Source organism: uncultured Methanobrevibacter sp. (assembly GCF_902769175.1).
Taxonomy (GTDB): domain Archaea; phylum Methanobacteriota; class Methanobacteria; order Methanobacteriales; family Methanobacteriaceae; genus Methanobrevibacter.
The window spans coordinates 21,099-35,708 of sequence record NZ_CACXNW010000017.1 but is presented as its reverse complement, the minus strand read 5'-3'; the positions used below and the strand labels follow the sequence as shown (position 1 = coordinate 35,708).

9 protein-coding genes are annotated in these 14,610 nt (G+C 32.2%); 4 read left to right on the top strand and 5 right to left on the bottom strand.

What is annotated here, in order from left to right:
* Positions 1–123 precede the first annotated feature (123 nt).
* Positions 124–1,548, top strand: a complete 1,425-nt coding sequence (locus QZV12_RS07105) for a nicotinate phosphoribosyltransferase (protein WP_295619386.1) — start codon at positions 124–126, stop codon at positions 1,546–1,548.
* Positions 1,549–1,753: 205 nt separating this feature from the next.
* Here QZV12_RS07105 and QZV12_RS07100 read toward each other — a convergent pair whose 3' ends face one another.
* A complete protein-coding gene (locus QZV12_RS07100; protein WP_295619383.1) occupies positions 1,754–3,127 on the bottom strand; it encodes an MATE family efflux transporter in 1,374 nt (457 codons plus the stop codon).
* 340 nt (positions 3,128–3,467) lie between these two features.
* On the opposite strand from QZV12_RS07100, the gene QZV12_RS07095 reads away from it, so the two are divergent.
* From QZV12_RS07095 to QZV12_RS07085, 3 genes are all read left to right on the top strand, one after another.
* Positions 3,468–3,815 (top strand): hypothetical protein, encoded by a 348-nt coding sequence (locus QZV12_RS07095; RefSeq protein ID WP_295619380.1) that lies wholly within the window; start codon positions 3,468–3,470, stop codon positions 3,813–3,815.
* A 665-nt stretch (positions 3,816–4,480) separates the two neighbouring features.
* The gene (locus tag QZV12_RS07090) at positions 4,481–5,338 is read left to right on the top strand and encodes a hypothetical protein (RefSeq protein ID WP_295619377.1); all 858 of its coding nucleotides are present in this window, start codon (positions 4,481–4,483) and stop codon (positions 5,336–5,338) included.
* Between the two features lie 192 nt (positions 5,339–5,530).
* Entirely contained in the window at positions 5,531–6,490 is a 960-nt protein-coding gene (locus QZV12_RS07085; RefSeq protein ID WP_295619374.1) for a hypothetical protein, read from the top strand.
* Between the two features lie 102 nt (positions 6,491–6,592).
* Here QZV12_RS07085 and QZV12_RS07080 read toward each other — a convergent pair whose 3' ends face one another.
* From QZV12_RS07080 to QZV12_RS07065, 4 genes are read right to left on the bottom strand one after another with little or no spacing between them, the layout of a single operon-like run.
* On the bottom strand, positions 6,593–7,492 hold the full coding sequence (locus tag QZV12_RS07080; RefSeq protein WP_295619371.1) for an Ig-like domain-containing protein: 900 nt from the start codon (positions 7,490–7,492) through the stop codon (positions 6,593–6,595).
* Positions 7,493–7,515: 23 nt separating this feature from the next.
* Positions 7,516–7,929: a hypothetical protein gene (locus QZV12_RS07075; protein ID WP_295619369.1), complete on the bottom strand. Its 414-nt coding sequence runs from the start codon at positions 7,927–7,929 to the stop codon at positions 7,516–7,518.
* Between the two features lie 53 nt (positions 7,930–7,982).
* A complete protein-coding gene (locus tag QZV12_RS07070) occupies positions 7,983–13,283 on the bottom strand; it encodes an Ig-like domain-containing protein (protein ID WP_295619366.1) in 5,301 nt (1,766 codons plus the stop codon).
* Entirely contained in the window at positions 13,235–14,590 is a 1,356-nt protein-coding gene (locus tag QZV12_RS07065) for a hypothetical protein (protein WP_295619363.1), read from the bottom strand. The genes QZV12_RS07070 and QZV12_RS07065 overlap by 49 nt, the downstream gene beginning before the upstream one ends.
* Positions 14,591–14,610 lie beyond the last annotated feature (20 nt).

Sequence of the window (14,610 nt, the reverse complement as noted above, 5' to 3'; positions counted from 1 at the left end):
TAATAGAACATGAAAATCAAAACAATGAAAATATCTATGAAATTTTTCAATTAATAATCAAACCAAAATATCACCAAAAACTTTATAAATAGTTGAAAACAACATTTATAAAAGGGCGATAATATGATTGAGAATAATATATGCCTATTGACAGACAGCTATAAACTCACCCACCACTACTTATACCCAAAAGGCACTGAAAGGATTTATTCCTACCTTGAAAGCAGAAGTGGTGCAGAGTTTAACAAAACAATTTTTTATGGACTGCAATACATCCTCAAGAAATACCTTGAAGGCAGTGTAGTAAATGAAGAAAAAGTATTGGAAGCAGAGAAAATCGTAGATGCACATATTGCATCAGGAATCTTCAACACTGATGACTGGATGTACATTGCACAGGAACTTGATGGAAAACTCCCTGTTGAAATAAAAGCGGTTCCAGAAGGAACACCAGTTAATGTAGGCAATGCATTAATGACTATAGAAAATACAGACAAGCATGCATACTGGTTGCCTAATTATCTCGAATCACTCCTTCTTCAAGTATGGTACCCATCAACTATTGCAACATTATCTGCAGAAGTTAAAAAGCTTTGCAATTTCTATTTAGATATAACGGGATCATCTAAAGACAATCTTAACTTTATGTTGCATGATTTCGGTTATCGTGGAGCAAGTTCAACTGAATCATCAAGATTGGCAGGTTCAGCTCATTTATTAAGCTTTTCAGGTACAGATACTGTACCAGCACTTGCAATACCTGCAAACTATTACAACAGCAATGAGATTCAAGGATTTTCAGTTCAGGCAACTGAGCATAGCGTAATGACTGCAATGGGTCCGGAAGGTGAAATGGATCAGGCAATAAACGTTGTCCAAAATGCCCATGATGGAATATTGTCAATTGTAATAGACAGCTACAACTATAAGAATTTCCTGGAAAATGCATGCATTAAAGGACATGAACTAAATGATGAAATCATTAGCTTCCTAAATAAAACTGAAGGAAACAAGGTAGTGTTCAGGCCAGATAGCGGAGAACCTAACTCAACTACAATCGAATGTCTTGAAACAATTGAAAGAGGATTTGGAAGCCAAGAAAATTCCAAAGGATATAAAACATTCAAAGCAAATATAGGTCTTCTTTGGGGAGACGGTTTGGATTATCATAAAATCAGAGACATACTCTTTGGCATAAAGGCTCAAGGAGGGGCTGCTGAAAACCTTATCTTTGGAATGGGTGGAGGATTGCATACTGCAGTAAACAGAGACACCCAAAGGAATGCATTCAAATGTTCTGCCCAACTTAGAAATGGGGAATGGATTAACATATTCAAAAAGCCATTGGACAGCAGTAAAAAATCCAAAAAAGGAAGATTCAAATTGTTAAGAAATGATGATTTTGAATTTACAACTGTTCCAAAAGATGCTGAAGGTGAAGATCAATTAAGAACCGTATTTAAGGATGGAGAATTATTGATTGATGATAGCTTTGAAGAAATTAAAAATAGAACTGAAAACTATAACAAGTTTCCAGTTAATTCATAAATAAAATAAAATTTTCAATTAATAAAATCTATTATTAACTGTAACAAGTTTCCAGTTAATTCATAAATAAAATAAAATTTTTAATTAATAAATTCTATTATTAGAATTTATTAACTTTTTTTACTTTTAAATTATTAAAATAAATCAATTAAATATATAAAACCTTTTTTGAACTCATTTTAAAATTAAAGCTGATTTTTAGATTTTAAGCATTAGACTTAATCAACTTTTTAATATGCCAATCAGCCCAAACCATAGTTATTGTATTTACAACCACTTCCCCAAGAATGATTCCCCACCAAGCTCCATACTCACCATAACCTAAAACAATAGCTAAAAGTATGGCAAAGAAGAGAGTGAAAACAGTTTCCCTTAAAATTATCTGAAACATTGCAGTTATTCCATTTCCAGTTCCCTGGAAAACAAAGGTTGATGTGCATCCATATCCCATAGTTGGGAAATAAATGACTATAACAGACAAAAAGGCAACAAGCTGAGGCTCTAATCTTGTACTTGTGCCGGCATATGCAAATATTGAAACTATTTGTGGAGCAAATAGGTAAACAATAATTGCAGCAATGAATCCAAATAAAATGGCTATTTTCATGGAATACCTATGAGCAACCAATATTTCCTCATACCTTTTAGCACCATAATTTGCACCGACAACAGAAATCAAAGCAGTGGCTATAGCAAGAATAGGAGTTGTTGCAATTGTTACAACTCTCCACCCAGTTGAATAAACCGCTACAGCATCAGTTGAAGCCACAACAACAAGAAGAAGTGAAAATAATGCTGCAAATAAGGCATTGTTTATCAATTCCAAACTTGCAGGCAATCCCACTTTTAAAATATCTAAGGCAATGCCCTTATTAAACTTATAATTGGATAAAAATGGTTTCAAGTAAGTGTTCTTTCTAATGTAGAACCAGTAAAACAATATCAGATTTACAAAGAGCAATGAAAGCAATGTAGCAATAGCTGCTCCTCGAACCCCTAAATCAAGAACATAAATAAATATAGGATCTAAAATCATATTGAGAATTGAAGAGAAAAGCATAGCATACATGGTCCTGTTTGCATCTCCTTCACCTCTTAAAACACCATATAATGAGTTAGATAAGATAACAAGAATTGAACCAATAGAAAGAATCACACCATAATCCATTGCATAATCAATTGTAGCCCCTGCACCCATTGCAAGGAGAATGTCCTTTAAAAACAGCAATAAGAGAATTGTAGTGATTATTGAAATAATTACAGTAATGAAAATTGTATGAACAGCACCATTATTTGCCTTGTCATTATTTCCCTCACCAATATATTTTGATAAGGCAGAAGCAGAACCTGCACCAAGACCATTTCCAATTCCCATTAAAGCTATAAAAATAGGACTTACAAAGCCAACACCAGCTAATGCATCAGCCCCTAAGCCAGAGACCCAAATTGCATCGATTACACTATAAAGACTTGTAATAAACAATGAAATAATTAATGGAATAGACATTTTCCATAAAGCTGCCTTAGGATCTCCCAAAATAGAGTCTACTCCTTCCGAATTTTCAATATTTCCTTTCATTTTATCACAAAATCTTTAAATTTTTCTTAAATTTAAAATCCAAATTTTAAAAAAATGAATTTTTTTCCATTTTTTCTAAAATAGTTAATTTAAAAAGATTAGTTTTTTATCCATTCTAAAAAAAATAATTAATTTAAAAAATTAATTTTTTATCCATCCTTCTTAAAATAATAAATTAAAAAAGATTAGTTTTATATTCCCATTTCTTAAAATCCCATGTGAAAAAAGTCCAATTATTTAAAACTTAAATAATCTAACTATTTTCTAATTATCAGAAACTTTAATTCCTTATAACTATATATTAATCAAAATTTATATACATAACTATCAAGGTGATGTTATGGATGAAAGCAATTATGTAGTATTTAAAAAACAATATGGAAATATTAAACGACCTAAAATAAAGGAATTGTTCATTAACTTAAATGGCGTTAAGATCTATGAAAAGAATGAATCCCTGATAATCAATATAATAGTCCCTATTGAAGAGTCAAATAAAACAATACAATACTTTGAAGAGTTTAACTTAGGAGAAGACATTCAATTCAACATCAGCAATACAGGGGACTTCGACTGTATTTTTAGAGGAATCTCTCCAGTAATCGATAAGAATAGCTATTCTTCATTTTCAGTTATTGTTCAGGAAAAGAACCCAAGGCCAGACCAGCTCCAAGTGGAAATAGATTGAAATGAAGTTGATAAAAATGGAAATCATCAGCCAATACATTGACTATGGCTTACATGAGAAGTGAACAAAAAAAAAAAAAAAAAAAAAAAAAAAAAAAAAAAAAATCCCCAATAAAGTTCAACGAAAAAAAGTGCAAAAGCACAAATTCATAAAAGCAAAATAATGATAAGAAAATTCAATTAATTTAATTAAAAATACACATAATATTTCAAATAGTTACTCATCCAAACTATCATTTAATTAATTAAATAATTAATTATTTTAAATCCAAACTTTTTTTGAAAAATAAATAATTGCCTATCTACATATCTTCCCACAAATATCAATCTTTTCTTAAAAAACCAAAAAACACCAAAATCAAAAACACCAAAAATATTTAAAAAAATATTTAAAAAAAAATAACTTTTTTTCAACAACACAATTTTAAAAAAAAAAATTATAAATCCCTATTTTTACTTATTTTTTTAAAATAAAACCCAAAAAAGATACATTGCTAATTTTTAATTTTGTTGAAAAATTACAAAATGAAATCCATATTAAAATAAAGTTGTTAAATTGCTTTAATCTTGTTATAATATTCTAAAAATAGTTTATAACCGATAATAATTTATATAATAAAGTTAAATAAAAAATTAACGAATATTAAGTATAATTAAGGTGAAATAATGATTGATGAAATTTTTAATAATTTTGAAAAGCAGCAAAATGAAAATTTTAAACTGATGGGAAAACATTTTAGGCTTGAAAGTGAATTTATTTCAAAACCTAATGCTAATCATGATTTGATAGTGATTTTAGATAGCGTAAATCTTTTAAATGAAGACGCAGATTCCTTTAAGCTGATTGATGACTTTTATGAAAAAACAGTTAAGGAAGGAATTTTATTAGGCTTAGGTTTTGGAAAAGCCCATATGATCAAAAAGGTCCTGGAAATGCCGATGACTAAAGATGAAATACTTAGAATAAATTTAGATGAATATAATAAGCTTTTCCCTAAATTCGATGAGTCAAAGTCCACTTTCAATGAATGGAAAGAGGATGGAATGAATAGAGCCAAAATCGTAATGGAAGATGATATAAGCGACCTTGAAAAGGAAGTGAAGCAAGTTCACCTAATCTCCAAAATCATTGACAAAAACCATAAGGAAATAAAGAAGATTCTTTTTGAAGGATTTTTAGATGGATTTGAAATTGATAGAAAAAAGGCAAGATACGGATTTAAAAAATCAATCAAATTAGATTCAAAAAACCTAAACCCACAAATAAGATCTCGATTTTTTAAGGATAGAACAGGAAAATACAAAATCAAGGAAATCATTGATGAGTATTTTGACCTTATGATAGATACTGGGATGAATATAGGAATAAAGGTAGGTTTTAGGATAGTCATTGAAGACATTCAGAATGGAAGAATTAACTTTGAACTATTGAAGTACCTTAGTGAAACTGAAATAATGATGTACATTCAAAAGGAGCACAGCGAATATATTTTAAAAAAGTATAAAAACACAGAAAATAGCTAAAAACAATAGCTGCTAAGAAAAAAAAAAAAAAAAAAGGTAAAATAGCTAAAAACAATAACTGCTAAGGAGAACAGTTAAAAAAAAAAAAAGGTAAAATAGCTGAAAACACCATATTAAAAGGAAAACAGCTAAAAAAAAGGCGAAGTAGCTAAAATGTGAAAATAGTTAAAGAAATAGCTAAAAGGTGAAAATATGAGTTATCTGATTAATGAAATCTTTGAGCTTTATGAAAAGCATTTGGAAATTACAGAACCTGTTTTAAAGGATATGGGAGTAGAAGATGACATACACAAATATCTTATTGACATAAACATAGATTTAGAGATATTGCTTGAATCCAATGATCTAATCAAATATGACTATGAAGAGCTTCAGGAAAATATAAAGCAAGCTTATGATGAAGTGTTTAAGGAAGGAATACTGTTTGGAATAATCGTTGGAAAGATAATCAAACTAAACAATTGCCTTGAGAATAAGGAAAATTACAATGAATATATGGAAAGGGACTATGACTATTATACAGAGTACAGCTTTAAGATAGACTTTTTTAAGAAAGTCATACCTCCAATAAAAATCAGAAAGTCAACAAGGGAAACAAATCCTAGACAGCTGAACTATAGAAACAAGAAATATGAAGAAAAAAGAGAAGTCAATGGAATAAATGTAAGCTGCGAGCAAATCAAAGATTCTCCATACACCATTAATAGAGAAGTCATGGAATATACAGAAAGAATTAAAAAAGATGGAATAATGAGCTTTTTAGATGAAGAGAAAATAAATGGAGAATTGAAAGAGAAATATTCAACCATCAATGAGGATTTATTTGAAAAGTTATTCCATATTCTAGAGGTTAATTTAAACAATGCAGAAAGGGCATGTCAAAACTATTATCGCTTTGACACATTTACAGCACATGACATGTTTGTATCTGACCTATATTCAAATCTTGAAGGGGAATTTGAAGCTAAAGAATTGGTTAACCTTTATTTAAAGCATGTCTTCTTTAAGGGAGTCGATATTGGAATATTAAATGGAAAAATGTTTTTTATCTATGACATTCAAGAGGGATTCCTAAACTATTATAAAATCCAGAATATGAACAGTGCTGAAAAAAGCAGATATTTGATAAAGAGTTATTCGATTAAGTTTTAGAAAGAATTAGGAAATATTAAATAAAAACTAGAAAAATATCAAAAATTAAAAAAAAAGTAAAAGAATCGTATAAACTATTCTTTTTTATTAAAAACAAATTTCTTATTTAATTGTTAATTTTGCTGTTTTGTTGATTGCAGTGTAAGTACTGTCACCAGCGAATTTAGCTACGAAACTGTAGGTTCCTTTCTTATTCAAACTTACACTAACGCTTGCTACACCTTTAGCATTAGTTTTTGACTTATAGGTTTTTCCATTAACTGTGAAAGTAATCCATTTGTCTGCAATTGGGTTTCCGTTTGCAGTCTTAAATGTTGCAGTTAATGTTTTAGTCTTAGCAGAAGCTGCGTAAGATTTGTTAGGAACAGATAGAGTTGGTTTTTGAGTGTCTACAGTAATCTTAGCCACTACGAATGAAGCATTGTATTCGTCATTGCCGAGGAAACAGATAGCAAAAGTATAAACACCTTTGTATCCGAGGTTGATTTGTAATTTAGCATATCCATTATCATCAGTAATGATTCCATCTTTTTCGTAGGTGTATACAACACCGTTGAAACCGATTTCCATTGGAGTGTTAGCAATTGGATTTCCATCATCATCTGTTAATCTCCAAGTGAAGTATTCACCGGTTTCCCCCCCATCAGCTTGAGAGACAGCAGTAGTGTTCATATTTTCATAAACAATCACAGTAGCTTTTCTTTCAGGAGTGATGTTTTGAGGAACGATATTGATATCCTCTCCAGAATTAATGGTTGTTACTTCAAATCTAAATGGATCTACACCTGCATCAATTGTGTTTCCTGTAATGTTTATTGTGCCTGTAGGAGATAGAATTCCTCTTTCAGATTCAAGCACGAATATTGTGACAGATTCTGGAACTACATTATCGTCAATTGTAGAGAATGTGTTGTCCTTAATGTTAATATTAGCAACATCAATGGAAGTTTTGCTTGTGCTATTATCTGCAATTGCCTTAAAGACAGTGTCCCCATTATTCAACTTAAATGAGATATCTGTGATGTTTACCTCATTAGGCCCATCCTGAGATTTAGGAATGATGTTGAATATAGGGCTGCCATCACCAGCTCCAGTAATGGTTGTACCTCACCTTTTAGGGTAATGTCTTTGGTAATGTTTATGTTTGAAACATTTTCATATTCAAAATTGCCTAAATCAACAACTGATCCTTCAACAGCATTATCAATTAAATCCTGAAGGTCTTTGGCTGTCTTTTTGTTTTCTCCAAGGACCTTGAAGGTAGCATTGGTAATAATGGACAGATACTCACCATTATCAAATGTCGCATTAGCATAATAAGATCCAGCAGGTAAAGACAAACTGGTATTGCCTTTACCACCAATCACTTCAACAGTTACGTTGGTGCCATTGACATCAACCACATAAGTGCCGTCAACATCAGCAGAAACAACAATCACTGCATCTTCACCATAAGAAACATCATCAACAGAGACAACTACATAGTTTTCTGCTACGAATACTGTGAAAGTGGCTGTTCCACTCCATGGATTGACATTATTGTTACCGATACTTTTAATGTTAGATCATAAACACCAGAATCAAGAATTCCTGCATCATAACTTCCTACACCATTCTTAACAGTGATATTTCCTACAGTATCGTTTATGGATATTTCATAGATGCCATCAATAGTGCTTATTAAATTAATAATTGAAGAAGATCCTAAAACAATATCGTTTACAAGGATTCTGAAGTCATTATCTATCTTATTGACAATGAATCCAACTTCATTTACTATTGTTTCATAATTATCATGGATAAATGTGGTTTTTGTGGAATATGAACCTGCATCCAAATAGAGAGATGCATATCCTATCTTATTTTCAACAACAATATCAATTACAGTTCGGCCAATATCCAGAGTATATGTTGCATCAACATCCGCTGCAATCAAGAAAAGGGACACTTGGCCATAATCTACATCATCTGCCAATATCACCACTTCATTTACAGCTTTTTTAACTTCAAATGTGGCGTTTTGGGATTTTATATTGTAATTATCATTTGCAGATGATACATTAGCATAGTATTCGCCAGCATCCAAAGCAATTGATATGCTTCCAATATTGTTTTCAACAGTGACATTATAGATGGTTCCATTAATGTCAATGTGATATAATCCGTTAACATCAGCTGAAAGTTCAATAACTGATTCTTCACCATAAGTGATGTTTTCAACAGAGACAGCGACATTGTTTAGAGCACCCTTGATTACAAAGTCGGCATAATCTAGATTAGCCTCATAATTAGCATCCCCACTGTATATTGCAACAATTGAATATTCTCCAATATCCAATCTAGGGAGAGTAAAGTTTGAAGAAACTGTCAGACGACCAAGCTCTGTTGTGTCAGTTAAGAAATAGGTGATTGTTCCAGTTGCATCCTCTGGCAATGTGTGAGTAATTGAAATAATATCCCTATAATCAAACTCAGTGTCATTTACTGCTATCTTAAATTCAGGAAGTGCCTTACTAACAAGGAATTCAGTTAAAACTGTCTGGTTTTTGGTGTTTTTATCTCCATCAAAAGTAATGACTGCAGTATAATCTCCTGCATTTAATTTTCCGATGTTTGTACTGCCAAAACCACCAGCAACAACGACAGTTGTATTGCAAACACCGAGATCTACTTCATATTCCCCATCATAGTTTGAATGAACATATACTTCAATATCATCAGGATAAGTATAGTTTAATACAGAAATTAACAAGAATATGTCTGCTTTTTCAACAGTGAAGTTGGTAGCATTTGTATTGTTGTTATAGTTTTTAGATCCGCTGAATCTTACAGTTGCATTATAATCTCCAGCATCCAATACACCTACATCAAACTTGCAGATACCATTTATAACATTGACAGTCATGGAAGCGCTTCCGACAGTTACATTATACATGCCGTCAACACTGGCATAAACTACATATTCAACGTTTTCCAAGTAAGTGACATTAGCCACACTTATGTTTAATGACATTTCAGCCTTTTTGACTTCAAAATCAGCTTCAGTAACATTCAAATCATAATTGCCTAAAAATGAAGTTTCTGTGGAATATGATCCTGCATCTAAACTGATTGAATTGCTACCGACACCATTAAAAACATTAACAGTAACTGTTTTTCCATTGATTTTTACAGTGTAGGTTCCATCAACTTCTGCAACAATATTGATAACAGAAGGAGTTCCATAGCTTACATCTTCGACACTAACAACAACATTACCTGTTGGAGTATTGATTTTAATTTTCAGCATACTCACTGCAGAGAGATAATTATGGTCACCAGTGTAGTTAGCGATAATCAGGTATTCCCCAGAATCCAAACGAGGCAATGTAAAGTTCTCCCTTACGTCAGCCTCTCCTAATAATGTGCCATCACTTAGGTAGTATTTGATTGTTCCAGTTGCATCATCATTAATTGTATGGTTAATTACAATGCTGTCCCCATAATCAAATGAGCTAACATTAGTGTCGATTACAAATGTAAGATTGCCTTCAGCCACATTGAATTTTGAGCTATTTGAAGCGCCATTGAAGTTTTTATTTCCATCAAATTTAACTGTGATATTGTATTCGCCAACATCCAGTTTACCAAGACTAAAGCTTGCTAAATCTCCAATACCGATTTTTTCGAAAAATGTGCCGTTTATATATACTTCAATATCATCGTTACAATTGGTTATAATTGCACCAGTGACTTCATTTGGATAGATTGCATCTGCAACGAAAACCGCTAACTCAGTATCAGCCTTATTAACAGTGAATCTTGTTGTATTTGAAGTCAGATTATAATTATTGTCACCAATATATGATATGGTGGCTTCATAAGTATCGGCATCCAATATTCCGAGGTTAAATTCACCAATACCATTTTCAACATTGACAACGGTCTCAATACTGCCAACTGTTAATGTATATTCACCATCAACATCTGCATAAACAGTACCACCAATCTCCTCTGAATAAACTTTATCTTCAATAACAACCCTTAAATTTACATCAGCTTTTTTAACTTCGAAATTAGAGTCATAGAATACAGTGACATAATTTCTATTGTTAAAGTCAGTGATAGTGGAATACATACCTGCATCCAATAAAATTGAAGCATTACCCTGACCGTTTAAAACGTTGACATTGATAGTTGTTCCATTAATGTTTACAGTATAATTACCATCAACATCAGCACTAATCTTAATAACAGCAGATGTTCCATAACTTACATTCTCAACACTTATGTGTGCCTCGTTTGGTAACTGATTTACTCTTATCATTAATATGGTTGTTAGAGATTCACAATTTTCATTTCCACTATAATCAGCCCATATCAAATAGAATCCTGCATCCAAATGAGGCAAGATTAAGGATTCGCTAACAGGAAGTTCATCAATTAAAGTTCCTTCATTTAATGAATATTTAATTGTGCCGTTGGCATCCCCTTCAAATATTGGAGTGAGTTTAACACTTTCACCATAATAAATGTCGCTATCATTGACAATTATATTAAAGGAGATTTTTTGCTTTTTAACTTCAAATGAGGTCATATTTTCAATTGCATCATAAGTGTCATCCCCTTCAAATGAAACTGTTGCAATGTATGTTCCTGCATCAAATATTCCAGCATTGAAATTTCCAGCGCCATTTTTAACTGACACAATTTCAGTGTAGTTTCCAATTGTTATGGTATAATCACCATCAACAGTTGCAAATACCGCTCCACTAACCTCATTAGGATAAGTGCAGGCGGATACAGTAATCATTAAACTAACTTTCGCTTTAAAAACATTGAATGTTGCTTCATTATAATTAGAAACATAATTAGAATTGGAAAAACTTATTTGAGTTTCATAGCTTCCTGGATCCAAACTGATTGAATTTGAGCCCTTACCATTTTCAACAGTAACAACAAGACTTTTTGAACCTACATTGACAGTATAATCACCATCTACATCAGCAATTATATTAATTGAAGCAGCTTCCCCATAATCAACATCACCAACAAATACAGATACATTGTTAACTGCTTTTTTAACCTCAAATTCAGCTTCAGTGATAATTGTATCATAATCCTCGCAGGAAAATGTTGTGCTTGTTGTATAATTATTTGCATCCAATGCCACACTTGCGTTTCCTTTGCCTCCTGCAACATTAACAGTAACTCTCTTTCCATTAATATTAACTATATAATTGCCGTCAGCATCTGCAATAATAATAATTAGGGACTGTTCCCCATAAATGACATCTTCAACATTCACTATTACATTGTTTATTGCATTATAAACTTTGAAAACAGATTCACTGATTTCAGTATCATAATTGCCATTGTCAAATCTTGTGCTTGTAGTGTATTCACCAGCGTTCAAATCAACAGGTGAATTTCCAACACCATCCCTAACATTAACAACAGTCTCTTTTCCATTGATGTTTACAATATAATCTCCATCAACATCCGCAGTGACATTGATTATGGATGAATTACCATAAGTTACATTTGCAACATCAACAACAACATTATTTGGCGCTTTATCGATTGTCAGATTTAAGATACATGATGAGGATTTGAGATTGGAATCCCCTGAATACACTCCGGTTATATAGTTTTCCCCAGCATTCAATGTGGATATCTTAAGGGTTTCACCTACTGTCAAGTTAGCAAGGAAAGTTCCATCAGCTAGAGAGTATAAAATGTATCCTTCTGCTGAATCTGGCAAATTGTGTTTTATCTCGACTTCATCACCATAAATGAACTTATCATCAGATACATACAACTTAAATGAATAGTCTGATTGACTGATTGTAAATGTAGTTTCGTTTGAAGCAGAATTATGGTTCCTGTCTCTGGCATATGTGATTGATGCATTATAGGTTCCTACATCTAAAATACCGAAATCAACTACTCCAAAGTTATTTGTGATGTTTACTGACTTTTCGATTTCACCTATCCTTATTGTGTATTCCCCATCAACACTTGAGTGTGCCATAACCATAGTAGGGCTTCCAAAATCACCATCAAGTAGGGATAGTGAAAGTGTGACATTCTGTTTTAAAACATGTACAACAGCTGTTGCAACTGTAGGATAATAATCTTCACCACAAAGACTTTTAACAATTATATTATATGTTACAGCATCCAAACTTTCATCAATTATGTAAAAGAACTCCTCATCCAAATAAATCTTCTGTGTCTTTGTTCCTATAGTTAATTCATAACCCCCTGAAATATCAGTTAAAATATATCCGTGAATATTATTCGGATAAACCACATCATAAAGCTCCTCAAAGTATATGCTAATCTCAGAAGGTTCAACTTCAAATGATGCTTCCTTACAGTCTAACCTATAATAACCACATTCAGCTGAGGTGACGGTTCGATATTCTCCAGCAGGAAGGTAAGCCTGTTTTGTACCGGTTCCGTTTATGACGTTAATTTGGATTTTGCCATAACCTACAATATCAATTATGTATATTCCATCAACATCACGGGTCATGTTAAATGTTGTAGGTTGACCATAAATCCTGTTGTCTGCAGAAATTTTTGCGTTTACATCAGTATATACAACAAATTTTACTGTTGCACTGCTTGAAAGAGAAGTCTGACCTTCAGGATTTATAATAGTTAATGAATAAAATCCTGAAGATAAGCCGCTTACAGTAAAATCATTTTTGCCAATAATATTTCCTTGTTTAACAATGTTGCCTTCATTATCCTTAATCACATAGACTGGGTCGGTAATGCCGTCAATATTGAAATATACATACAAATCTTCAATATCCGCAATATCGTCCAGGAGTAGATTATGACAGATGTGACATTTTTATCCTTTATATCGGATGGTGCTATATATAAGTCCTGACTATTAAGATGTATTTTTAATTTTCCATCATTTTCAAGGAAAACTACCTCAAAAATAACCTGATTGCTTCCTTCTTGAAGATCTAAGTAATTTGCACCATATTCGGTAAATTCAAGACCATATATAGGAATTTGATTTGATAACGGATTATTATTGTTATCAGTGTAATAAATTGATGCACTATATGGGCTGTTTTTATAAATCTCAGTTGCATCTAATTTTACATTTAGCTTTGCATAGTTAGAAACGGAATAGTCAGTGCCACTACGCAATGCATGATATTCCTTAAATTGGTCTGAAAAACTAGGATCGTTTAATCCGTACCAATTGTATTCAACTGCATCATAATCACCACAGTTATATACAATTTGACCCTTATCGCCAGCTCTATTGCCACTGAAAACATTATAGATTAATTTTATACGGTCATCACTTGTGTCCACATAAATTGCTCCTCCTTCATCAGTACAATAATTATTTATGAAAACACATCCTGAAATGGTAAGAACATCCATTTGTTCATTAGAAATGTAAATTGCACCTCCATCATCACTGGAAACTGCACCTTCACCAGCCTTATTGCCTATGAATATTCCACTAAGAATATCATCCTTAAATGAACCAGCATATATTGCACCACCTTGAGACTTATATGCTACATTATTCTCAAAATATGAAGGGTTACCATATAATGCAGCAGTTTTCGCATGTATTGCTCCACCACTATTTTCTGCAAAGTTATTTACAAATTTACAACTATAAACATTTGCTTCTTCCCAAGAGTTTATGGCTCCACCCCAACATCTTTGAACTTTGGCACCTTCTGCCCTATTTGAATCAAATATTGAATCATACACATAACAATGTGAAGAGGTATCAACTGCTCCACCATCTGTACATGCTTTGTTTCCATAAAAATATGCACTATATATATTTGCATTGCCATTAGAATATATGGCTCCGCCACCATATTCCTTTGCTTTGTTGTCAATAAAGAATGAAATAGGTTCACTAGACTGATGCTTATCATTGATATAAATTGCATCACTGCCATATATTGCTCCACCATATTCATTTGCAGTATTGGACTTGAAAGTTGAGTTCCAAACAGTAATTCCATAATCATTATAAACAGCACCACCATTCAAATCTGCAGTATTTCCTTCAAATGTAGAACCGCCTATAAATATATTACTTCCATACTCTTTTAACAAGAAGAGTTAAAGGAATGGGA